At 72.0% G+C, this 19,691-nt stretch carries 42 protein-coding genes and 1 tRNA gene; 36 read left to right on the top strand and 7 right to left on the bottom strand.

The genetic code is table 11. The features are described 5' to 3' along the window. Positions 1 to 263: 263 nt before the first annotated feature. The 3 genes from BBK14_RS02070 (at position 264) to BBK14_RS34375 (ending at position 2,579) form a co-directional block, all read left to right on the top strand. On the top strand, positions 264 to 1,145 hold the full coding sequence (locus tag BBK14_RS02070) for an aldo/keto reductase (protein WP_071059536.1): 882 nt from the start codon (positions 264 to 266) through the stop codon (positions 1,143 to 1,145). A gap of 234 nt (positions 1,146 to 1,379) precedes the next feature. Further along, positions 1,380 to 1,452 (top strand) — tRNA-Arg (locus BBK14_RS02065). Positions 1,453 to 1,538: 86 nt separating this feature from the next. Further along, on the top strand, positions 1,539 to 2,579 hold the full coding sequence (locus BBK14_RS34375) for a tyrosine-type recombinase/integrase (protein WP_083390644.1): 1,041 nt from the start codon (positions 1,539 to 1,541) through the stop codon (positions 2,577 to 2,579). A gap of 10 nt (positions 2,580 to 2,589) precedes the next feature. Here BBK14_RS34375 and BBK14_RS02055 read toward each other — a convergent pair whose 3' ends face one another. Both BBK14_RS02055 and BBK14_RS02050 read right to left on the bottom strand, forming a co-directional pair. Then, positions 2,590 to 2,994 carry a hypothetical protein gene (locus tag BBK14_RS02055; protein ID WP_071059535.1) on the bottom strand — a complete coding sequence of 135 codons (405 nt, stop codon included), beginning with the start codon at positions 2,992 to 2,994 and terminating at the stop codon, positions 2,590 to 2,592. 50 nt (positions 2,995 to 3,044) lie between these two features. Then, a complete protein-coding gene (locus BBK14_RS02050) occupies positions 3,045 to 3,281 on the bottom strand; it encodes a hypothetical protein (protein WP_071059534.1) in 237 nt (78 codons plus the stop codon). A 183-nt stretch (positions 3,282 to 3,464) separates the two neighbouring features. On the opposite strand from BBK14_RS02050, the gene BBK14_RS37645 reads away from it, so the two are divergent. Together BBK14_RS37645 and BBK14_RS02045 are read left to right on the top strand one after the other, a co-directional pair. After that, entirely contained in the window at positions 3,465 to 3,686 is a 222-nt protein-coding gene (locus BBK14_RS37645; RefSeq protein WP_131802142.1) for a hypothetical protein, read from the top strand. Beyond that, a complete protein-coding gene (locus tag BBK14_RS02045; RefSeq protein WP_071059533.1) occupies positions 3,683 to 3,919 on the top strand; it encodes a hypothetical protein in 237 nt (78 codons plus the stop codon). The genes BBK14_RS37645 and BBK14_RS02045 overlap by 4 nt, the downstream gene beginning before the upstream one ends. Before the next feature lie 24 nt (positions 3,920 to 3,943). On the opposite strand, the gene BBK14_RS02040 is transcribed toward BBK14_RS02045, so the two are convergent. Both BBK14_RS02040 and BBK14_RS02035 read right to left on the bottom strand, forming a co-directional pair. Beyond that, positions 3,944 to 4,165, bottom strand: a complete 222-nt coding sequence (locus BBK14_RS02040; protein ID WP_071059532.1) for a hypothetical protein — start codon at positions 4,163 to 4,165, stop codon at positions 3,944 to 3,946. A 384-nt stretch (positions 4,166 to 4,549) separates the two neighbouring features. Next, positions 4,550 to 4,972: a sigma factor-like helix-turn-helix DNA-binding protein gene (locus BBK14_RS02035; protein ID WP_071059531.1), complete on the bottom strand. Its 423-nt coding sequence runs from the start codon at positions 4,970 to 4,972 to the stop codon at positions 4,550 to 4,552. A 123-nt stretch (positions 4,973 to 5,095) separates the two neighbouring features. Here BBK14_RS02035 and BBK14_RS02030 point away from each other — a divergent pair, with 123 nt between their 5' ends. The 31 genes from BBK14_RS02030 (at position 5,096) to BBK14_RS37990 (ending at position 18,487) form a co-directional block, all read left to right on the top strand. Beyond that, complete coding sequence (locus BBK14_RS02030; RefSeq protein WP_071059530.1) at positions 5,096 to 5,335, top strand: helix-turn-helix domain-containing protein; 240 nt, start codon at positions 5,096 to 5,098, stop codon at positions 5,333 to 5,335. Continuing rightward, positions 5,332 to 5,766 carry a hypothetical protein gene (locus BBK14_RS37640; RefSeq protein ID WP_083390643.1) on the top strand — a complete coding sequence of 145 codons (435 nt, stop codon included), beginning with the start codon at positions 5,332 to 5,334 and terminating at the stop codon, positions 5,764 to 5,766. The genes BBK14_RS02030 and BBK14_RS37640 overlap by 4 nt, the downstream gene beginning before the upstream one ends. Further along, positions 5,763 to 6,326, top strand: coding sequence for a transcriptional regulator (locus BBK14_RS02025; RefSeq protein WP_083390642.1), 564 nt, complete (start codon positions 5,763 to 5,765; stop codon positions 6,324 to 6,326). The genes BBK14_RS37640 and BBK14_RS02025 overlap by 4 nt, the downstream gene beginning before the upstream one ends. Next, entirely contained in the window at positions 6,323 to 6,673 is a 351-nt protein-coding gene (locus BBK14_RS02020) for a hypothetical protein (protein WP_071059529.1), read from the top strand. Before BBK14_RS02025 ends, BBK14_RS02020 begins: the two co-directional genes overlap by 4 nt. A 14-nt stretch (positions 6,674 to 6,687) precedes the next feature. After that, complete coding sequence (locus BBK14_RS02015) at positions 6,688 to 6,909, top strand: hypothetical protein (protein WP_131802141.1); 222 nt, start codon at positions 6,688 to 6,690, stop codon at positions 6,907 to 6,909. Beyond that, complete coding sequence (locus BBK14_RS02010) at positions 6,906 to 7,235, top strand: hypothetical protein (protein WP_071059527.1); 330 nt, start codon at positions 6,906 to 6,908, stop codon at positions 7,233 to 7,235. Before BBK14_RS02015 ends, BBK14_RS02010 begins: the two co-directional genes overlap by 4 nt. An 84-nt stretch (positions 7,236 to 7,319) precedes the next feature. Further along, positions 7,320 to 7,673 (top strand): hypothetical protein, encoded by a 354-nt coding sequence (locus BBK14_RS02005; protein WP_241831044.1) that lies wholly within the window; start codon positions 7,320 to 7,322, stop codon positions 7,671 to 7,673. 122 nt (positions 7,674 to 7,795) lie between these two features. Beyond that, complete coding sequence (locus BBK14_RS02000; protein ID WP_071059525.1) at positions 7,796 to 8,104, top strand: hypothetical protein; 309 nt, start codon at positions 7,796 to 7,798, stop codon at positions 8,102 to 8,104. Between the two features lie 5 nt (positions 8,105 to 8,109). Beyond that, complete coding sequence (locus BBK14_RS01995) at positions 8,110 to 8,319, top strand: hypothetical protein (RefSeq protein ID WP_131802140.1); 210 nt, start codon at positions 8,110 to 8,112, stop codon at positions 8,317 to 8,319. Beyond that, positions 8,316 to 8,738 carry an HNH endonuclease gene (locus BBK14_RS01990; RefSeq protein WP_083390641.1) on the top strand — a complete coding sequence of 141 codons (423 nt, stop codon included), beginning with the start codon at positions 8,316 to 8,318 and terminating at the stop codon, positions 8,736 to 8,738. Before BBK14_RS01995 ends, BBK14_RS01990 begins: the two co-directional genes overlap by 4 nt. Beyond that, positions 8,735 to 9,037: a hypothetical protein gene (locus tag BBK14_RS01985; RefSeq protein WP_071059523.1), complete on the top strand. Its 303-nt coding sequence runs from the start codon at positions 8,735 to 8,737 to the stop codon at positions 9,035 to 9,037. Before BBK14_RS01990 ends, BBK14_RS01985 begins: the two co-directional genes overlap by 4 nt. Continuing rightward, entirely contained in the window at positions 9,037 to 10,128 is a 1,092-nt protein-coding gene (locus BBK14_RS36485; RefSeq protein ID WP_071059522.1) for an HNH endonuclease, read from the top strand. Before BBK14_RS01985 ends, BBK14_RS36485 begins: the two co-directional genes overlap by 1 nt. A gap of 199 nt (positions 10,129 to 10,327) precedes the next feature. Continuing rightward, a complete protein-coding gene (locus tag BBK14_RS01975; protein WP_071059521.1) occupies positions 10,328 to 10,864 on the top strand; it encodes a hypothetical protein in 537 nt (178 codons plus the stop codon). A 77-nt stretch (positions 10,865 to 10,941) separates the two neighbouring features. After that, positions 10,942 to 11,850 (top strand): DUF2637 domain-containing protein, encoded by a 909-nt coding sequence (locus tag BBK14_RS01970; RefSeq protein WP_198541140.1) that lies wholly within the window; start codon positions 10,942 to 10,944, stop codon positions 11,848 to 11,850. Between the two features lie 31 nt (positions 11,851 to 11,881). Further along, the gene (locus BBK14_RS38670) at positions 11,882 to 12,040 is read left to right on the top strand and encodes a hypothetical protein (protein ID WP_198541139.1); all 159 of its coding nucleotides are present in this window, start codon (positions 11,882 to 11,884) and stop codon (positions 12,038 to 12,040) included. Beyond that, positions 12,037 to 12,243, top strand: coding sequence for a hypothetical protein (locus BBK14_RS01965; RefSeq protein ID WP_071059519.1), 207 nt, complete (start codon positions 12,037 to 12,039; stop codon positions 12,241 to 12,243). The genes BBK14_RS38670 and BBK14_RS01965 overlap by 4 nt, the downstream gene beginning before the upstream one ends. After that, entirely contained in the window at positions 12,236 to 12,556 is a 321-nt protein-coding gene (locus BBK14_RS01960) for a hypothetical protein (RefSeq protein ID WP_071059518.1), read from the top strand. Before BBK14_RS01965 ends, BBK14_RS01960 begins: the two co-directional genes overlap by 8 nt. A 5-nt stretch (positions 12,557 to 12,561) precedes the next feature. Beyond that, positions 12,562 to 12,813, top strand: coding sequence for a hypothetical protein (locus BBK14_RS01955; protein WP_241831043.1), 252 nt, complete (start codon positions 12,562 to 12,564; stop codon positions 12,811 to 12,813). Next, complete coding sequence (locus tag BBK14_RS01950; RefSeq protein ID WP_071059516.1) at positions 12,813 to 13,145, top strand: acetyltransferase; 333 nt, start codon at positions 12,813 to 12,815, stop codon at positions 13,143 to 13,145. The genes BBK14_RS01955 and BBK14_RS01950 overlap by 1 nt, the downstream gene beginning before the upstream one ends. Next, positions 13,145 to 13,477, top strand: a complete 333-nt coding sequence (locus tag BBK14_RS01945; RefSeq protein ID WP_071059515.1) for a hypothetical protein — start codon at positions 13,145 to 13,147, stop codon at positions 13,475 to 13,477. The genes BBK14_RS01950 and BBK14_RS01945 overlap by 1 nt, the downstream gene beginning before the upstream one ends. Next, positions 13,474 to 13,668, top strand: coding sequence for a hypothetical protein (locus tag BBK14_RS01940; protein ID WP_071059514.1), 195 nt, complete (start codon positions 13,474 to 13,476; stop codon positions 13,666 to 13,668). Before BBK14_RS01945 ends, BBK14_RS01940 begins: the two co-directional genes overlap by 4 nt. Then, positions 13,661 to 14,488 (top strand): hypothetical protein, encoded by an 828-nt coding sequence (locus BBK14_RS01935; RefSeq protein ID WP_071059513.1) that lies wholly within the window; start codon positions 13,661 to 13,663, stop codon positions 14,486 to 14,488. Before BBK14_RS01940 ends, BBK14_RS01935 begins: the two co-directional genes overlap by 8 nt. Beyond that, positions 14,485 to 14,811: a hypothetical protein gene (locus BBK14_RS01930; protein ID WP_071059512.1), complete on the top strand. Its 327-nt coding sequence runs from the start codon at positions 14,485 to 14,487 to the stop codon at positions 14,809 to 14,811. Before BBK14_RS01935 ends, BBK14_RS01930 begins: the two co-directional genes overlap by 4 nt. Next, positions 14,795 to 15,199 (top strand): hypothetical protein, encoded by a 405-nt coding sequence (locus BBK14_RS01925; protein WP_071059511.1) that lies wholly within the window; start codon positions 14,795 to 14,797, stop codon positions 15,197 to 15,199. The genes BBK14_RS01930 and BBK14_RS01925 overlap by 17 nt, the downstream gene beginning before the upstream one ends. Next, entirely contained in the window at positions 15,196 to 15,516 is a 321-nt protein-coding gene (locus BBK14_RS01920; RefSeq protein ID WP_071059510.1) for a hypothetical protein, read from the top strand. The genes BBK14_RS01925 and BBK14_RS01920 overlap by 4 nt, the downstream gene beginning before the upstream one ends. 243 nt (positions 15,517 to 15,759) lie before the next feature. Further along, positions 15,760 to 16,638: a hypothetical protein gene (locus BBK14_RS01915; protein ID WP_071059509.1), complete on the top strand. Its 879-nt coding sequence runs from the start codon at positions 15,760 to 15,762 to the stop codon at positions 16,636 to 16,638. Beyond that, positions 16,635 to 17,060: a hypothetical protein gene (locus BBK14_RS01910; RefSeq protein WP_071059508.1), complete on the top strand. Its 426-nt coding sequence runs from the start codon at positions 16,635 to 16,637 to the stop codon at positions 17,058 to 17,060. The genes BBK14_RS01915 and BBK14_RS01910 overlap by 4 nt, the downstream gene beginning before the upstream one ends. An 80-nt stretch (positions 17,061 to 17,140) precedes the next feature. Beyond that, a complete protein-coding gene (locus tag BBK14_RS01905) occupies positions 17,141 to 17,488 on the top strand; it encodes a DUF6221 family protein (RefSeq protein ID WP_071059507.1) in 348 nt (115 codons plus the stop codon). Next, positions 17,485 to 17,952 (top strand): DUF6221 family protein, encoded by a 468-nt coding sequence (locus BBK14_RS01900; RefSeq protein ID WP_131802139.1) that lies wholly within the window; start codon positions 17,485 to 17,487, stop codon positions 17,950 to 17,952. Before BBK14_RS01905 ends, BBK14_RS01900 begins: the two co-directional genes overlap by 4 nt. Next, a complete protein-coding gene (locus tag BBK14_RS01895) occupies positions 17,949 to 18,323 on the top strand; it encodes a DUF6221 family protein (protein ID WP_131802138.1) in 375 nt (124 codons plus the stop codon). Before BBK14_RS01900 ends, BBK14_RS01895 begins: the two co-directional genes overlap by 4 nt. After that, entirely contained in the window at positions 18,320 to 18,487 is a 168-nt protein-coding gene (locus BBK14_RS37990) for a hypothetical protein (RefSeq protein WP_157904193.1), read from the top strand. The genes BBK14_RS01895 and BBK14_RS37990 overlap by 4 nt, the downstream gene beginning before the upstream one ends. A gap of 131 nt (positions 18,488 to 18,618) precedes the next feature. On the opposite strand, the gene BBK14_RS01890 is transcribed toward BBK14_RS37990, so the two are convergent. The 3 genes from BBK14_RS01890 to BBK14_RS01880 all read right to left on the bottom strand — a co-directional run bounded on the left by BBK14_RS01890 (position 18,619) and on the right by BBK14_RS01880 (position 19,599). Next, positions 18,619 to 19,020, bottom strand: coding sequence for a hypothetical protein (locus tag BBK14_RS01890; RefSeq protein ID WP_071059504.1), 402 nt, complete (start codon positions 19,018 to 19,020; stop codon positions 18,619 to 18,621). Next, positions 19,013 to 19,240 carry a hypothetical protein gene (locus BBK14_RS01885; RefSeq protein WP_071059503.1) on the bottom strand — a complete coding sequence of 76 codons (228 nt, stop codon included), beginning with the start codon at positions 19,238 to 19,240 and terminating at the stop codon, positions 19,013 to 19,015. The genes BBK14_RS01890 and BBK14_RS01885 overlap by 8 nt, the downstream gene beginning before the upstream one ends. A 77-nt stretch (positions 19,241 to 19,317) precedes the next feature. Continuing rightward, positions 19,318 to 19,599 (bottom strand): hypothetical protein, encoded by a 282-nt coding sequence (locus tag BBK14_RS01880; protein WP_071059502.1) that lies wholly within the window; start codon positions 19,597 to 19,599, stop codon positions 19,318 to 19,320. Positions 19,600 to 19,691: the final 92 nt, after the last annotated feature.

The following is a 19,691-nucleotide window of genomic DNA, read 5'->3' as shown; positions in this document are numbered from 1 at the left end:
GTGGATAACTGTTCGCCATCCCCAGGCCGATCTCACGACGCACCCGAGCGGTGGCGCGTCCCTACGCTCACTCTCGTCACGGGCGGCGAAGACGGCCGACGGCCAGCCATCGAGCGCGGGACACGTAACAAGCACGGAGCGCGGGAACAACCCGGAGGCGGATTCGGGTTGCCGCCGTGCAGGACGGCGCACCACCCCACCGGCCGGTGTCCTGTCCGCCGGTGCCCGGCGACGGTGCCCGCACACCTGGAGGAAGGAACGGTATGTCGACTCAGGCAGCCAGCCGCGACGTGACCGCGGCGGCGAGCGGGACGTTCCTGCTCGGAGGCGAACTACCCGTGAACCGGCTCGGTTTCGGCGCGATGCGGATCACCGGGCCGGGCATCTGGGGCGAACCCGCGGACCGGGCGGAGGCCATCGCCGTACTGCGCAGGTCGGTGGAACTCGGCGTGAACTTCATGGACACGGCCGACTCCTACGGCCCGCACGTCAGCGAGGAGTTGATCGCCGAGGCCCTGCACCCCTATCCAGACGGCCTGGTGATCGCGACGAAGGGCGGTCTCACGCGGCAGGGGCCGGACCAGTGGACTGCCGTGGGACGCGCCCCATACCTGCGCCAGCAGGTCGAACTGTCGCTGCGCCGCCTCAAGCTCGAGCGCATCGATCTCTACCAGCTCCACCGCATCGACCCGAGGACTCCCGTCGAGGAGTCCCTCGGCGAGCTGCGGGCGCTGCAGCAGGAAGGCAAGATCCGCCACATCGGGCTCTCCGAGGTCAGCGTCGCCGAGCTGGAGCACAGCCGGTCGCTGGCGGAGATCGTCAGCGTGCAGAACCGATACAACCTCGCCGACCGCGCCTCCGAGGACGTCCTCGACTATGCGGAACGCGAGGGCATCGGTTTCATCCCCTGGTTCCCCGTCGCGACCGGTACACTCGCGCGACCAGGCGGAGTCCTCGACGCGATCGCGAAGCGGCACGGCTCGCAACCCGCGCAGCTGGCGCTGGCATGGCTGCTGCGCAGGTCACCCGTGATGCTKCCGATCCCGGGCACGTCGTCGACCGCCCACCTGGAGGAGAACGTCGCCGCGGCAGGAGTCAGCCTCACCGACTCCGAGTTCGACGAGCTGGCCAAACTGGCCAGCTGACGCCGTACTCGGCCAACCTGCCCCGGCCGGCAACACACGGCCCGACTCCGGTGCCGTGTTGCCGACCGGCGCCGGACGGCCGAGCCGGCCAGCAGGCACGCGGGACGTCGGCTCCGCCTCCCGAGGCGGAGCCGACACGCGAGGACACCGGGGGTCGGTGCACCATCGACTGACCTGAGGTGGACACTGTCCATCCCACCCGGGACTCGTCCGCGAGCCCCACAATGGAACAACGCGCCCGTAGCTCAGCGGATAGAGCGAGTGCCTTCTAAGCACTGGGTCGCAGGTTCGATCCCTGCCGGGCGCACTTTGCAGCTCTGACCAGGCACGAACGCTAGTAATCGGAGTCAGATCGGTCAAGCTGTGCGTTGCACGAGATGGTAATTTTGCCGCATGGTGGAGATCATCGAGGGTGTGGATCCGGTCTGGCTGCTCCTCGTCGACGGGTGGGACCAGGCCCTCTCAGCTGCGAAGAAGTCCCGCGAGACCCGCACGGCGTACCGCAAGGCCGCCACTTCCTTTGTGAACTGGCTCACATCCTTGCCGGAGCCGCCGGACGACTGGACGCCGCCCCGCTCCGCGGCCGACCGCAGGGCCGCCCGCCGCAAGGCCGCCGACGCCGGCGCCGAGCGGATGCCGGTCTACCGGCCGGCCGAGGCCGCCGACATCGACCGCGCCCACATCGAGCGCTTCCTGATCGCCTTCGCGACCGAACGCACGCCCCGATGCCCCGAGGGCCGGTCGGACAGCACGGTCAATCAGGCGTTCCGCTCGTTACAGCAATGGTTCCTGTGGATGATCGAAGACGACGAGATCGACACGTCCCCGATGGAGCGCATGACGCCCCCGAAGATCGGGGAACGGATGAGGCCGCTCCTGGAGACCGAGCAGCTCGAGCTCCTCGTCGGGGTGTGCAAGGGTCGCGACTTCCGGAGCCGCCGCGACGAGGCGATCATCCGGACGTTCGTCGACTCCGGCGGGCGGCGCGCCGAGGTCGCCGGCCTGCGCCTGGAGCACGTCGACCAGACCCGCAAGCGGCTCACCGTCATCGGCAAGGGCGACAAGGAGCGGTACATCGCCGTCGGCGGCAAAACGATGCTGGCGATCAACCGATACCTACGGGTCCGCGGCCGCCACAAGCGCGCGCACAAGACCGATGCGCTCTGGCTCGCCGAGCGTGGCCTGGACATGACCCCGTCAGGGATCTACCAGGTCGTCCGCCGCCGCGGCGTCGAGGCCGGCGTGCCCGTCCACCCGCACATGTTCCGGCACGCGCTCGCGCACGCCTGGCTCGACGCCGGCGGCGGCGAGCAGACCCTCGCCGACCACATGGGCTGGACGAGTACCGAGATGGTCCGGCTGTACGGCGCCGCCGGCCGCAGCCGCCGGGCGCAGAACGAACACGAGCGCCTGGGCCTCGGCGAGCGGATCTGACCGGCGCGCGTCAGCCGATCGCGTCCGCGTACGCCCGGACTGCACCCTGGTCGGTCCCGCTGACCGCCCAGAGCTCGCCGTGCTCGACCGGGTAGCCGGACCCCTTGACGAAGCCGACCCACGCATCCCGATCGGCTCGGTTCGCGAAGGTCGCGATACTGCGGTAGCTGCCGTCGGTGGTCTTGCAGCTCACCGCCTCGAGGACGAAGAACTGCTCGGTGTCCACCTTGCCCTGACACCCGGTGCGGTCCATCAAGGCGGCCAGGCGCGGGGGGGTCGACGACGTACCGCCGGCGTCGCCACCACCAGCCAAGATCACGCCAGCGATGACCACGACTACGACCAGGGCGAACGCCCCGCCGACCAGGATCCACGACTTCACGCCGCGCCGCCGCGACCGTTCTTCCAACGACATATGTCCCCCCGTGACCGATTCGCTACATCTCGGTGAGCGTAGCGAATCGGTCAGGCGTCGCCGCGCCACCCCGGCCGATGGCCGTCCAGCCACGCCTCCACGTCCGCACGTAGCCACAGGCGGACCGTCCCGTCCTCGGACACGAACCATGGCTCCGGAAAGTCACGATCACGGGTGACCTGGTACCCGCGAGCCTTGCCCACGCCGAGCGTCGCCCGGATCTGGCCGAAGGTCACCAGCTCCGACGGGTGCGCGTACCCGTCTTCCCGCCCCTGGGTGCTGGCCATAGGGCCGACTGTCGGGCCTACCCCTACCTGTAGGACCAAAGGTCTACCCCTGGGGATAGGAACGCGCTAGCGTAACCAGGCACTCGCGCGCCGTCCCAGACGCGCAGAAACGAGTGAGCCCCACCAGCGGACAGGCCGGTGGGGCTCAGGCAGGCACCCGAGAGAAGAGGGCGGGCACCCGCAATGACATCATCCCCGACCGCTGACGATCAGGTCCAGGCGCAGCGGCCCGGCATGAACGTCCACACCTCCGAGGACGGCACGTCCACCGCCGACATCGAGCTGGGCATCACCGCGGCCGACCTCAGCAGCGGCCTGGCCCTGCTCGTGCCGGCGGAGTCCCGGCTCGTCCGCATCGACGGGACGAAGCGGAAGCCGACCTTCGTGTTCCGGTCGCAGCGGTGACCGGCCCTTACCACCTCGCCGCGACGCAGTCCCGCGCCACCGCGACCATGACCCTGCACCGCACTGTCCGACCAGCACCGCTGGTCGGCCTGATGGTCCTCGACGAGCAGAGCCAGCCCACGCGGATCGTGGGCCCGTTCGCATCCGAGACGACAGCGCGACAGTGGGCGGCCGAGAACCGGGTGACCGCGTACCAGCTGTGGCCGCTCGAGGTGCCAGGCAGACGTAGCTGAGCAACGCGCGGCCGGCGGCCGTGGTCAGGATGCCGGCGGCCAGCCGCCCCAGTTCGGACGGTGCCGGTCCAACCAGGCTGTGGCGTCGCGCCGCCGCCACAGCCTGATTCGCTCCCGGGCGACGACCGGCAGCGGGAACGAACGGTACCTGGTGATCACATCCGCTCGCGCCCGGCCGACGCCGAGCGCGGCGGCGATCTCGGTCACGCCGACGAGGTCGTACGGGTCATCATCGTCCGCGGTCACCCGGCGGACCGTAGGAGCCGACACGTGACGGTGCTCTGTGCTGTCGACGTGTGTCTGTACCCGTGAGGGGCGTCATGTACCGGTATCGGCACCGATGATCACGTAGGTTGACCGACCCTGCCCATCGGTCCATGCACGGGCTCTAGAACGGCCCGCAGGAGTTCGACGTCCCCGGCGGCTAGCAGTCCCTCCCGCACCACCAGCACCAGCCGGCCGTCCTCTCCCTGCAGCAGCCGGAACGACCCTGCGCGAGCATCCACATCCACTTCTGCAACCAACACCCGGTGCCCCCCTGTCAACACTGACGGACAGGGGACGCTAGCTGCGGCGCGTCAAATCCCGTAGTGGGATGGGATTTACTCTGTGTATCTGTTGTTTGAACTTCTACGTATCGTGACCATCAAGCAGCCGACTGATCGCATCTGTAATCGCTTGCTCCTGGCGAGGAGTTAGCCGAGACCCACGCTCGGCCAGCTCCTTCCACACGCGTCCGCGACTGTCGGTCCATGTCCGCTCGTCGAGTGCGGGGATTGCCAGCTCAATCGGCTCGCCGCCGGCGAGGATCCGCTCGGCGGAGCGTTCCTCCCAGCGCAGAGCACGGGAGAGTGACCGCAGCGTCTTCGCCGTGATCCTCGACGTGGTACTCGACGCTGGCGCTGGCGAGGCGGCCGCGGCTTCGATTCGGCGGACCGTGTTGGTCGACACCCCCGCTCGGTTAGCGATCTCCTGCTGGGTTGCCCCGAGGTCGTCGCGCCGGGCAATCGCGTAGCGGCCCAGGCGGGCCTTCTGATCCGCGGAGACGTCCACTGTCCTCCCCGATATGGGCGCTCATGACTGGGCACCGGACATCATGAGCCACCGCCAACCCTCTCGCACTACCAGGCGACAATGTGCGCCCATGGGCGAATTTGAAGGTTGACATGAGCGCACATGGGCGCCCATCTTGGCGACATGGCAACTGATGCGCTCGCGATCGACGGCGCTGAGCTCCGGCGTCGCCGCAACGCGCTCCGCATGAACCAGTCCACATTGGCGGCGAAGGCGGGCGTCGACCAAGGTCAACTCTCCCGGGCCGAGCGTGGCTTGTGCCGCGTCTCGATGACCAGCCTGCGCAAGCTCGAAAAGATCGTGGGCACCCTGCCCCTGCGCGACGAGGTGGCCGCATCGTGAACGGCCGCCGGCTACCCGACGAGGCGACTCGTCGCCTCGTGGCCAGGACGGGCGGGCAGGCGCGAGTCCTGGCGGCCACGACGCCCGCGGACGTGTCGGCACCGGCCCGCGCGGCGTTCCTGGCCCGCTTCGAGCGCGAGGTTGATCCGGACGGGACGCTTCCGCCCGATGTCCGCGCGGCGAAGGCCAAGGCGGCGCTGTCGGCGCAGATGTCTCGAGTGGCACTCGCTAAGAAGCGTGCGCAGCGCGGGCGGTCCGCCGCCGTCGAGAAGCCTGCGGCACCGCCGCCGGCCAGGGCCGCGCCGGAGCCGGCACCGCTGACCTGGGAACAGTTTCTTGCCGCCCGAGCCGTCCGGGTTCGGGGAAGCCGCCCGGACGAGCCGGGCGGCTCCGGTCCCACCACCACCCCTGATGGAAAAGGACAAACATGACCGTATCGGAATCGGGCACGACGCCGGCCGGCGCCATGCCCCGCAGGATCGACTACGCGGAGCGGCTCGGCCAGCGCATACGCGCGGTCCGCACACAGCAGGGCCTGCCGCTCGGCGCCGTCGAGGAGAAGTCGGGCGGCCGGTTCAACGGGATCACGGTCGGCTCGTATGAGCGCGCGGACCGCATGATCACCGTGGAGCGTCTGTCGGAGCTGGCGGAGTTCTTCGGTGTGCCTGTCCAGGCGCTGACCGAGGAGGGGGGCACGGCGCCGCCGGCCTACGAGCGACCCCGGATCCGGTTCGACCTCCCCGCGCTGCGCAACGCGCCGGCGCCGGCCGGGCCCCTGCGGCGGTGGATCCGGACCATCTGCGAGATCCGCGGCGACTGGAACGGGAAGATCCTCACGGTCCGCACGTCGGACCTGATCCACATCGCCGCGTTGCTCGGCACGTCGCACGGCGACGCGATGGGCCTGCTGGCCGGGTGGAGTGTTCTGGCCGCGCCGGTCAACCTCGAGGCCGTCGAGATCGAGCTCAAGAATGCCGGCCCCCGCCGGTGACCGCGGACCGCAACGACCGGCGGACCGCGCTGCTCGGCGCGATGTCCCGGTCCGACCGCCGCCGGGCGATCCTGGTCCTGGCGCTGAGCCCCGGGCAGGACCCGGGCCTGACCGCGGCGCGGGTGGGCGAGCTGGCGGCGGAGACGCCGGACGCGATGGTGCACTGGTCGCAGCTCTGCCTGCTGTTCGACCGGGCCGGCCTGGACCCGGACCGCACCATCGCCGCGGCCGCGGCCGCCGGGCCGCTGTTGGAGCGGTTGGTCCCGGAGCCCCCCGCGCCCCCGCTGTTCGAGGTGAGCGCGAACCCGGAGACGGTGCCGCTCTACCGGCGGCAGGCGGCCCAGTGAGGTCGGCCGTCGACATGCCCATCACGGACATCCTCGCCGCGGTCCGCTGGGCGCAGGGCCGCGCCGAGCGGGGTGGCCTGCCCGGCTTCCGGGCCCGCCAGGTCGCGGACCGGCTGCAGGTGCGCCTGGACGGCGTGCAGGTCCGCCTGCACGACCTCGTCCGGGCTGGTGTGGTCCGGGAGATCCGCAGCACCAACATCCCGGTGTACCAGCTCACCGCAGGGCGTGTCCGGTGACGGCGGCGGGGCGGGAGCTGGTCGCGGACACGATGGACTGGCTCGCGCTCGCCGGCGTCGAGGGTGCCGACATGGTCACTGTGGCGTCCGACGACGTGGTGATGGTCCACCTCGAGGAGCGGGCCGGCCTGCCGTCGCCGGCGGCCCGGCTGCGTCGGATCGCCGCGGCGGCCGGCGGCGCCCGGCCTGTCGAGCCTGGGCCGGTGTGCGCGCTCGGCCCGGGGGCGTGGGGGCGGCTGCTGCGGCTGTATATGCCGGTGCCCGGGGTGATCGCCATCGCGTGGGGGTTCGAGCGGGTCGCGGCCCCGGTGGGACTGGCGGCATGAGCAGCCCCGGGCCCGCCATGGACGGGCGGCTGGCCGCCGGGTGCGGCCGTGGCGGGCCTGGGGTCCCCGTGGGAGCGGCCGCCGATGCCTCCTGATGACGTGCTGCCGCTGCGCGAGCTCGTCCTGATGGATGAGGACGTCCGCCGGCGGCTACGCGACCTGCGCGCGTACCGCTGGCGGACCGGGATCGCCAGCCATCCCCCACGCTGCGACGCCGACGGCGTCGAGCTGCTGTGGGCGCTGACCGAGGACCCGAAGGACCCGAAGTGGATCCCGCTGATCGCCACGCCCCGCCCGGGTGGGGCGGTCGGGATCTACCGCGACGGCGGCGCCCGGATCGCGCGGGTCAACCCGCCGCGAGACCACCCGGGCGGCCGCTGGGAAACCCATTTCGCCGACTGCAGCGACCCCGAGCGATATCGGCGGCCGCGGCCCTAAAGACCTGCCGGCCACTGCGGTCGGCCCACCACACCCGAGAGGACGTACGTGATCGCAGTGGAGGGGGCCGGCCCGCCCGGCCGGATGGTGCTCGTGGGCCTGGCGGCGACCGGTGGCATCCGATGACGGCGCCGTTGCGTGTCTCGTCGAAGCTGCCGGAGGCCCACGACACCAACGGGCTTTTGGAGATCGCCCGCCGGTTCATGCGGGCGAACGAGCCGGTCCTGGCTGTCGTGCGTCTGGACACGGTGCGTCTGACGACCCGCGTCGAGGACGGCCTGGTCGTCGCGACGATCGAGATCCGGGAGGTTGAGCCGGAGGGCCGCGTGCTGCCCGCTGACATGCTGCGCGATCTGCTCGACCGGGCCCGCCACGACCGCAACCGCGTGACCACCCTGYCCTACCCCGACATCGCCGAGGCCGGCCGGTGAGTGCGGTGCCCTCGCAATGGTGGCCCCTCGCCGCCGCGGCCGCCGGCACGGCCGCGCTGCTGTGGTGCCTGGTCTGCCTACTGGCCCGCACCTGGCCAGCCGCGACCCGTACCGTCCGCGCGCCGCGGCCGGTGCCGACCCCGCCGACGCCCGACGGCGCCCCGCGGGTCGACCCCCCGACCGTGCCCCTGCGACCGCCCGCGGTCGAGCTGTGAGGGCCCGCCCGCGGCCGCCGTGGCTCCCCGTCACAGCCACGGCCGCGCCCAGCACCCGCCCGGCCGACGAGATCCCCTCCGACACTCGCCGCCTGGTCCTCACTCGAGCTGGTGGCCGGTGCGAGTCGTGCGCCGGCGACCTCGATATCTCCCGCTACTCGCTGCACCACCGCCGTCCCAAGGGCATGGGTGGCTCCCGCGCCGCTGATCTGCACTCGCCCGCGAACCTCCTCGTCCTGTGCGGCCGCGGGAACGCCGACGGTTGCCACGGTCATGTGCACGGCCACCCGATCGCGGCCCGCGATGCCGGGATGCTCGTTCGCCGCGCCGCCGACCCTGCCCGGGTGCCGGTCCTGATCCACGGCGCGCGCCTGGTCCTGCTCGCCATCGATGGCACCTACGCCGAGGAGGCGCGATGAGGCTGCTCCTGGTACCGGTCCGTCCGGACGCGATCCACGCGCACCGGGTGACGGCCGAGGTCCTCGGCCTACATACCCTCGCGTTCGCCGGCGCGGTCGCGCGATCCACGCGGGACTACCCCGGGCCGCGCGGCTTCGTGCCCGCCGGCACGGGGACGACGCCGCAGGAGGTAGCCGCCGAGGCGACCCTGTGCCGGGCTGGCCTGTGGCGCCCGGCGCACATTGAGGAGATCGGGCAGGGCTACTACCTGGACTCGTGGGACATCGCCGTCGCTGCGATGCGGCTGGTGCGCGCCTGATGCCCTGGTTTCGTATCTCCGACGACGCCACCGATCACCCGAAGGTCGAAGCGGCCGGTAACGAGGCGTTCGGCCTGTGGGTGCGGCTCGGCGCGTACGCCGCCCGCCAGCTGACCGACGGCGTCATCCCCGGGCCCGTGGCGGTGCGCTACGGCGACCAGGCCCTCATCGACCGGCTTGTCGCCGTCCGCCTGCTCGACGTCGTCGAGGGTGGTGGCTGGGCGATCCACGACTACCTCGACCACAACCCGTCCCGCGCCGAGATCCTCGCCGACAGAGCCGTCAAGAAGGCCGCGGCGATCGACCCGGAGCTGCGCGGCATCGTGAAGGCGCGCGACGGCAACCGGTGCCGCTACCAGGGCTGCGGCCGGCTGGTGAACTGGGCGGACCGGCGCACTGTCCGCGGCGGCGTCCTGGACCTCGTCGACCCCACCCGACCGGTGAACCTCAACAACCTGGTCGTCGCCTGCAGGGGCTGCCAGAAGCGACACGTCGGCCGCGCGGCCGAGCACGCCGGCATGGCACTCGGCCCGATCCCCCAGGCCCCGCCGCCCCCCGGCCCCGGCCGGCCGGGCCGCTCCAGATCCCACCTGGAATCGGTCCAGAACCAACCCGGATCCGATCCAGGTCCTATCCAGATCCCACCTGGATCGCGTCCAGATCCGATCCAGACCCCATACCCAGTCCCATCACCACCCCTTCGGGGTGGTGGTGATGGGACTGAGGGAACTCAGGACGCGCGGCACGCCGCGCCAGATCCGGGCCGCCCTGCGCTCGCCGCCGTACCCGAGGCTCCAGCGCCCACCCCCGACCCGGCGGCCCCTGCCGGCCGGCGCGGCTTCACGCCCGTCCAGGTAGAGCACGTCACCGACGCCCGGCAGACCCTCACCGCGAAAGTCAGGGCCGCCGGCCTGCGCCTGGTCTCTCGCTCCGGCAAACCGATCCACGTCCATCCCGAACCGGCCTACCGGCAGAGCCCGCTGCCGCTGTACCTCGAGCTCGCCCCGGACCTCCCTGCGGCCCCACCCCTCGAGGGCCGCCTGCCGACCCTCGACGAGCTCACCGCGGCCATCGCCGCCGCGACCGCCTGACCCCGTACGAGAGGCAAAAACTATGGATCATGTCGGATCGATAGGCGACACTTCCCGATGGGAGGTGATCAGCCGTGTACTCAGCCCCGTACGTCGCGTCCGAGGACCGCGAGGACGTGCCCGCCACACCCCCGGCACGGCCGCACCCCCCGTCCTGCCGGGGATGGGCGGGCCAGGACGAGGAGGGCCGGCCCCGTCCGTGCCTGACCTGCCGGCCGTGGCTGCGCCGCCGACTTCGGTGGGGAGCGCGGACCCCGGTCCGGAGCACGAGCTCCAGCTGACCCGGGGCCGGTACCGCTGGTCCTGGGCCTGCAGCACCTGCCGCTGGGCCGGCCTGGACCTCCCCACGGCCGCGGCCGCCGAAGCCGACCACGACGCGGCCGCCGCGCTCGCCGCGACGCTGGCCACCACCGGGCCGATCCCCGTCCCGATGCCGCCCCTGCCGTCCGTCCGGCCGCCGGCAGAGGGTCCGCTCCGGGCAGGGCAGCAGCTCCCGAACGAGTGGACGTTCTGCGTGCAGCGCGCCGGCGACATCTGGAGCGCCTGGGCCGTCGGCGCCGCACCCAGCATCTCGGCCGAGGGCTCCACGCCGCCGCAGGCGTTGATAGCCCTCGGGGGCGCGTTCATGGTCTGGCTCGACGGCGGCGGCCCCGAGACGGCCCCGCCCACCCACGCGGTGCTCCTCGGCGCCCAGATCGCCGGCGCGGTCCTCCCCGACGCCGTCCCGATCCTCTGAAACGACACCGGCCCCGGGGTGCGCCTACACCCCAGGGCCGGCCGAGCCACCACCCGCCCATGGAAGGCCGTGACCCGTTGCCCACCATCCTGCCCGACCTCGCCGGCCCGCTCGGCCTCGCGATCCTCGCGACCGCCGCCGCCGGCGCACTACTCGCCCGACTCCGCCTCCTCGTCGCAGGCCTGGCCGCCCGCGCCCGGACCCGCGCCGCCCAGCACGCCGACGAGCCGACGACCAACGCCGGCCGAGACCCGATCTTCGAAGCGCTCGGCGCCGCCGTCCTACTCGTCTGCTTCGCACTGAGCTGGGACGTCCTCGTCCAACTCGCCCGCGCCGCCGGCCTCGACCACACGCTCTCAGTGACCTACCCGCTCGCGATCGACCTCCTCGCCGCCGCGGCGTACCGCGCCGCACTCCGACTCCACGACGCCCCCTGGCACGTCCGCCGCGTACCGATGATCGTCACCATCGTGTTCGTCGCGCTCAGCGTCGTCGGGAACGCGCTGCACGCCTGGGCCCCACCCGGCGGCCAGCTCGAAGTCCCCCGCGGCGTCGCCGCCGCCGTCACCGCCGTCCCCCCACTGTCCGGCGCCGTGATCGTCCACCTCTACGCGCTCGTCCGACGCTGGGGACGCCCCGCCAGCAACACCACACCGGCACCGGCCGCGCACGACCAGAACGAAGAACGCATTGAGGAGGAAGCGGCCCCCGTCGAGCCGCAGTCGGCCGCCGGCGCCGAGCAGCTCGCCGAGACGCCGGCCATACCGCGGCCGCGCGAGACCACCGAGCAGACCGCCGAACGACTTCTCCCGCACGCCCTGGCGGCCGCCGAGCACATCGCCGCCACCGGCGCCCGGATCAACCGCACCGCCGTCGCCAGCGCCGTCCGCGCCCAGGGCCACACGGTCAACTCCGACGTCGCCCAGGCCCTCATCGTCCGCGTCCGCGCCCACCGCGACGCGAACCGCCAGCTCGTCAACGCCTGAGAGGACCCATGGCCACCGTCCCGAGTCACCGATGATCCGCCGCCTGGTCGCGGCCCTCACCCGCCGGCCCTGCCATCGCGCCGCCTGCGGTCATGCCCGCGCCGACCACCGCCACAACCACTACCGCAGCTACTGCGCCCGGTGCGAATGCGTCGGCTACCACCGCCGGATCGGCGGGCGGCGCCGATGAGGATCCGCATCGAGGGCACCCGCGACGAGATCACAGCCGCCCTCGCCGAGCTCCGCGCCGCCCTCTCTGTCCGCAACGTCTCCCAGCTGCGCCGGAACCGCGACGACTACCGATACCGGGTCTACCTCGACGCCCACCTGGCCACCCCGAACCGATCAGCAGACCAGTCACCTCCGACAGAAAGGACCACAGGCCGTGCCTGACACCCCCGACGACGACTACGACCAGTACGCCGAGGCGTTCGGCTACAGCCCCGACCCCGCCGACGACAAAGCCGACCTGATCGCGCACGAGATCCGAGACGACGAGGAGAGCGTCCGGGCCGCCGACACCGCGGCGGCCGCGGACCCCGACGAGTGCGTCGCCGAGGTCATCGACGGTGTGCTCGCCGTCGAGATGTGTGGCTGCGAGGACTGCCAGCAGGCGGAGGGAGACGAGATCGAACGTCAGGTCGAAAGCGGCACCATCACCGAGGACGAGGCCCTCGCGCAGCACGCCCGGGCAGGCACCCTGTGACCGGCATGACCGGACTGAGCATCGTCCCGGACCTCGACCGCGCCCCCTGGACCGACCTCACCAACCCCACGCCCGCGCAGCTGACCCGCATCGGCCTGCTCCGCAACGGCGCCACCACCGGCCGGGCCTCCGTCGGCCTCGTCCTCGAGCTCGAGGACGGCACCCAGGTCATCGCACAGACCACCTGGCGGCTACTCCACACCGCCGTCCGCGCCCTGGCCGCCGGCCCCGTCGGCTCCGAGGAGACCCAGGACTGATGACTGACCCGACCAGCACCAACGCCGAGGCCTTCGACGAGTGGGCGATCGTCGAACTCATGGGACATGTCCGCCGCGCGGGCCGTGTCCGTGAGCAGGACATCGCCGGCGTCGGATTCCTCCGCCTGGACATCCCCACCGGCCCCGACAGCACGATCACCCAGCTGATCAGCCCGAAAGCGATCTACGCGATCACCCCGACCACCGAGGACCTCGCGCGCAAGGCCGCGGGCCGGTGGATCCCCGAACCGGTCCAACGCTGGGAACTCCAGCCGCGCCCCGCCGCCCCGGCGCCGTCCCGGTCGGTCTTCGACGACGAGGGGCCGTTCTGATGGGCGGCGAAGGGGGCACCGGCGGGCCCGCGCGGCCCGCGCGGCCCGCGCTGATCCGACCCTCATGGGTACGACCCTCGGCCGTCCCCGACGACCACCCACTCGACAGCACCGACGACGTCGCCCTGGCGCTCGGCGGCTCACCGACGAGCTGGACCGCGGACGTGCTCCGGATCCTCGCGAAATCCGACCCCATACGCCTCGCCGCCCTGACCGTCGCCCTCCCCTGGTACGCCTATGCCTACCTGTGGTGGCGCCAGGCCCGGACCGTCACCCCCACCGCCGGCGAACTACTCGCCGAGATGCGTCGCGTCGAGGGTGCGGGGCCGTGAACCGGCCGGCGATCGGCCGGGCGACCTGCCCTGTCTGCGAACGCAAGCACTCCGTCCGGCTCAACGGGCAGCTGCACGCCCACTTCACCCTCGACAACTACGGCCGCGCCACCCGAACCGTCTGCGCAGGCACGGCCCACGAAGTGACGACCCGCGAACTCATCCGTACCGAGGACTCCCGCCATGACTGACCCGCTCCCGCGCGTCCCCGGGATGAAATGCCACTGCCTGTGCGGCATCCTCCATCCCGACGAGACCACCCTGTGTACCGACCAGTACGAGACTGTCCGGCCGCTCGTCGCCCGCGGCCCCGAGCGGCCCCTCCAGATGTGCCTGCCCTGCGCCCAGGCCCACGACATCCGCACGGCCGCGAAGGCGATCCGCAGCGCGGCCGAGACCTTCGCCGCGCAGGGCAAGCGGATCGCCTACCTCGAGGACGAGCTCGTCGACGCCTGGCACGCCGGCTACCGGGACGGCAGCAGCCTCCGCGCCGTCCTGGGCATGACCGCAGACGAGTACGCCACGTGGACCACGGGCAGGCCGGACCAGGCCGCCACTCGCAGCCCGCAGGCTTCAAGTAGCCAGCAAGTAGGCGACCTGCCCCCGGACCAGTGCCGCCCCGTCGTCGTCCAAGACCAGGACGGCCGGGACGTCACCGTCTCCGTCCTCGGCGCCCAGGAGATGACCGAGCAGGGCCGCCAGGCCCTCGGAGACCTCGTCCGAGCCGCCGAGCAGCAGTTCCGCGCGGACCACCCGAACATCGGGCCCGTACTGCGGACCGTGATCGAGGCTGTCGCGGACAAGGCGCAGGCAGCCGGACTCATCCTGCGGGAGGCATCTCAGGCCGCGCAGGTGACGCCGGCCGCGACCTCCCGCGTCCTGCAGGGCGCCGCCGCGACGACCCACCTCGACGACCTCGTCCGCCTGGCCAGCTGGGCCGGCCTGGACATCGTCGCCGTGCCCGCGTCCAGCTGGACAGCGCTGGACACCACCGGACAGGAGCGCGGATGAGCGTCACCGCCGAGGAGACCTACCACCGAATCCGACAGGTCCGCGTCACCGTCGATCGGATGACCATCAGCGCCCTCGCACTGTTCGTGAAGCGCGCCCAGGAGCTCGGCATCGACCCCCGAACCCAGGTGGAGGCCGACCGCTCCCAGGTCGGCCACTGGACCACCGTCAAGGCCGTCGAGCGCGCCCAGATCGACCCGCCAGACGCTGCCGACTCCGGACCGCCGGACCCGCCCTGCGAGGGGCCGTGCGCCGCGGACTGCCTCTGCATCGGCAAGACCCCCATGAACGAGGAGACACCCGACGATGACCAGCAGCTATAAGCCGACCGGCGGAGACGGCCGGTACGCCCGCCTCTACCTGAACGACCTGGAGCCGCCGCCCGAGGACGAGCCGGCTATGACGGAGTCGTTTGAGGCCCTGGCCCTAGCGCTCGACGAGGCGCTGACTGCCGGCCGCCGCCAGGACGCCGCCCGGCTGATCCAGCTCATCCGCATCCGGGCACGCCGCCTCGCCCCGTACTGGGCGCCAGCAGGGAGCGACAGTGCACCCCCTGCGTGCAAGAACCACCCGACGATGCCAGCAACGCACACCGCCCTCATGCCCGCGCAGGCGAAGCAGCCGGACGGCACCTACGACGAGAGCGTGCCCTTTTGCGCGACCTGCGCCGTCAGGATCGGCGCGATCGGCTTCCCGGTAACCGCCCGATGAGCACCCGCCGCAAGCTCCCCTCCGGCAACCCGGCCCGCCGCGTCCGTCTCGGTGTCCTGACGACCGACGGCACCCAGTTCCCGGGCTCCCGGGCCCGTCCGACCCTGCTCGACGACATCACCCCCGGCCGGCACCGGTGGGTCGCAACCGTCGCCCACGTCCTGTCCGACGACACCGCGGCCGCCGCGCACCGCGGCGAGCAGGTCCACCTGGACATGGAGAACATCGCGTTCGTGGGCACCGGGTGCTACGTCTGCGAGCAGCCCTACAGCCCGGACACGGCCRCTCGCCGGTGTCCGGGTGATCCAGGCGGATGACCCGGATCCACTTCGGGCAGGTCATCCACTGCGCGACCTGCCGCAGCCACCTGGAGTCCTTCGCCCGCCGGGCCCGCTGCGTCTTCGACTGTGGAGCGTGGTACTGCCGCCGCGGGATGGCGTGCCGGAACAAGCACGCCGAGACGTGCCCCGTGCTCGCCGAGCTACGAGCGCATGAGGAGCCTCACAGCCCCGCACTTGCTACCCGTCCATGCCCAGGCGAGCCGGGCGGATGATGTCCCCGTGACCGATGACCTGTCCGGCCTCGTCGCCGAGCTGGAGTCCCTCTATCGCGCTCTGGGCGCTGCTCTGGGTGCCGAGCCGGTGGACGGGCCGGACAGGTCCACGGTCACCCGCACCGCGGACATCTGGTGTGCCCACCACCACCGTGGACACCGCCCGGACCAGTGGAGCGAGACGTGCACAGGCGGACCCGATCCGCGCATCGCCGGCGGCGCCGGCTGGGCGCGGCCCACCCTGACCGCGACCGCGAAACCTGGCCAGGGCGGCCGGTCCGTGCCCGGGTCACGGCCACCGCTGGACCTGGGCATCCTGCGTGCCCAGGAAGACATCTGGACCGCGGCGACGGACCTCGTGTCCGACCTGCGCTACCGGCTCGGACACGCCCGGCGCGAACGAGGCATGTCCGCGCTGGGCCGCGTCCCGATGCTCGTGGACCAGCTGGTCCAGGACGGCCCGCGGCCGCGCTGGATGGACGTGGGCATCCAGCGCCTGGACGAAGCGCGCGTTGGTGCCCGGCGGGCCCTGGACATCGACCTACGCCCGATGACGCTGGACCCGTGCCCGTCGGACCGACAGCCGTACACGGCCGCGTGGGCCGGCCCGGACTGGGAGCCCCTCGCCGAGTTCGTGGACGGTGTCTGCCGCGAGTACGACTGGACCGCGTCCGCCGCCTGGACCACGACCCGCCGCCGAGCCAATCCGGACGCCGGCCCGGTCGATGCCTGGCGGCCGGCCCGGCTCTATGTCCGCGACCCGGCCGCCTTCGTCGAGTMCGCGGACGCGGCGATCCGCTGTCCGGGATGCCGGCGAGTCTGGACTGGCGCCGCGGGCCGCGCCGAGCTGTTCGACCTGATCCACTCCGAACGGAAGAGCGCATGACCGACGACATCATCGGCCTCATCGATGGCGCGATCGAAGACTGGACCACCTCGGCGGACGCGATGCGGTGGCGGCCGCCGGGCGCCGAGGAGCCGGCCCCGCCGACACCGCCCCGCGTGCTGTTTGTGATCAACGGCGTCAACGAGCCGCGGCCCGCCATCACCGCGGCCGACCTCGAGGCCATGGGCGAACGTCTGCGCGAGATCGGCCGCGCCTACACCGAGATGCTCACGCGCGCGTGGGAGGCGGCCGCGCCCGCTCTCGCCCGGATCGCCCAGGCCGCCGGCGAGCTCACAGAGAACCTCGAGCGCGCCCGCGGCCGCGGACCCGCGACCCGAAAGGCAGCATCCCCGCGCGTGCCCGCGTACCGCGACGAGCGGCCGCGCTGGCAGACGCCATACGGGCCGCGCGGCCGCCGATGATGACGGATACCGCGCCTGTACCACCCCTGGCCCGTGCTGCAGCCCTGGGCGGGCGCTGCCACGACGGCAAGGATCGCGCCATGGACATCGTGGACGTCGAGCTCCTCCAATTCGTCTCGCTGCGGCTGGCCGAGGAGGAGGTGGCCGCCCGGGGAGTACGCCAGTGGCCACCCCTCGGGTTCGACCTAGCGGTGCTTCTGGGCGGCGAGCTGGGCCGCCAGTTTGAAGATCTGTACCCGCTGACGCGGGACCAGGTGCTCTATGTCATCCGTGAGGACCCCGCGGCCACCCTCGCTCGCGTGGAGGCGCTGCAGGCGCTGATGAGCTGCGTCGGGGCGCTCACAAAGTTGCAGCGCCGGAAGATTGTCCGCCAGATCGCTGCGATCTGGCGGAAGCACCCCGACTGGCAGGAACGGTGGGCGCCGTGACCGCGGACATAGCCGCGTTCATCCTCGCGCGCCTGGCCGAGGAGGAGCGGGATGCGCGGGCGGCATGCCAGGAGCCCTGGTCCATGCCGTGGCCTGGTGAGCCGTTCCTGGCCATCGGCGAATTCGCCGGCGCGATCCTGACCCCGGAGGGCCTTGGGGTCGTCGATCCGCCCGAGGTCCAGCACATGGTCCGTCAGCAACCCGCAGCCACCCTCGCCCGGGTGGTGGCGCTGCGGGGGCTGATGGGGCTGCACCGCACGACATCCGGACCGGGGGTGCCCGAGTCCGGCTACAACGCGACCGTGTGCGACGCCTGCGGGCCGCACGAACCCGGCGACGACGGGTGGAAGCTTGAGGGCATCGACGTGTGGGACCCGGTGATGTACCCCTGCCCGACGATCCGTCACGTCGCCGCGATCTGGCGGGACCATGAGGACTACGACGAGGAGAGGTGGAAGCCGTGACCACGGACATCGCCGCGTTCATCCTCGAGCGCCTGGACGACGAGGAGCGGGACGCGCGGGCAGCCACTCCGGGGCCGTGGCGCGTCGGCAACTTCCCGCGCGAGCGGGTGGTCTACTCGGGGCCTGACGAGGCCGATGTCCTGATCTACGACGAGGGCGGTCACAGCGAAGCCGACGCGCATCACGTCGCCCGCCAGGATCCGGCGGCCACCGTTGCCCGGGTGGAGGCACTGCGGGCCCTGGTGGAGGTGATGGAGCTTTCCGCGAACGACGGCGACTGCAACGTCGACGCTGTTGGAGAGGAAGCTCTCCGCCACGTCGCCGCGATCTGGCGGCACCACGAGGGCTACGACGAGAGGTGGACACGATGAGTGACGAGACTGAGCAGCAGGACACCACCGAGGAGCCCGAGGAGACCACCGAGGCGCCGACCGCGGCCGAGGGGAAGCCGAAGCCCGCGATCAAGAAGTGGCACCCGGGGCCGCAGGCGAACCGTCCGGGTGGGGGGTTCATCAGCACGGGTGGATCGCGGTGATGCGGCCGCGGACATAGGAAAGGCCGGCGGGTTTGGTGGTTCAGCGTCCCGCCGGCCTGTGCACCTACACGAACCCGAGAGGTCGGGACGTGCTGCCGCTCATCATACGGTCCGCCGTCACGGCGGGCCGGTCATGCTCCTTGTCCCGGCCGGGCCTGGTCCCACTCGACGAGGTCCCCGAGCCGGTACAGCCAGTCGTCACCCGGGCGTGGGAACCATCCCGGCTGGCCGCGCTCTGGCCAGCCGGCCCGTTCCGCCTTCCGCGAGTACTGGTACAGCCCGCTCTGCGCCCGGCCCGTCTCCACCGCGTAGCGAGACAGACTCAGCCGCCGGTCCGGGCCGCCGTCAGGCACCGGCCGCGCCGGCGGCCCGGCCACGCCCGGATGCGCCTTCAGCCACGCGCGGATCGCCTTCTCCGTGCGCGCGCCCAGGGCGGGGAAATCGGCGTACCGCTGTGGCCAGCCGCGCGTGGTCCGCTCCGAGCGGCCCGCGATCGTGGCGATCTCCCCGAACGTCAGCGACCGGTCAGGCATCGCTGCTGTCGGCCAGGACTTCGGTCAGGATGAGCGCCGCGCCGAGGGTGCCGTCCACCCAGCGGCGGGCCTTGTCCCGGTCGATCGTGAACGACGCGACCACCTCGCCGGCGGCGTCGCGAGCGGCGATCAGAACCCGGTCGTCGGGCATCGGGTAGGCAGCGACGGTGTCCGCGGCCGCCGCGCCCGCGACCAGGTCGCGGATCTCTTCGTCATCCATGGGTGCTCCTCGGTTGGTAGGTGCTGTGCGAGAGGGGACGGTCAGGCCGCCCGCGTGGACGGCCTGACCTGGGATGGTTACTCCCGCCGGTCCAGAACCCGCAGGTTCTCGACTCGGTCCGCCGACTCCGTGAAGTCCCGGGCGAGCTTCCTCGCGCGGGTCTTGTTGGTGCGGCGCTGGCTGAACATCCCGATGAGCATCCGCGCAAGGTCGCGGGCCTCGTCGGGGTTCATCCAGGTGGTTCGGGTCGGCAGTCCTTCCTGATCGAAGAACATGACCCGGACCATCCACTTGCCGTCGTCGAGGGGGTCGGCCGATCGTGCCGGCTCGATCTCGACGCGGTTGTCGGGGTTGAACATCCCGTGTCCTCTCTTGATTTGTGTAGGTGCGGTGCCGGTGGGGCGCTACCCCCGGTCCGACATGACTTACTTTAGCATACGGCCGAGATGAG

The sequence above is a fragment of the Parafrankia soli genome (genome assembly GCF_001854695.1).
Taxonomy (GTDB): Bacteria; Actinomycetota; Actinomycetes; order Frankiales; family Frankiaceae; genus Parafrankia; species Parafrankia soli.
Note: the sequence above shows the minus strand (reverse complement) of the source record. Positions and strands in the feature narration are given on the sequence as shown.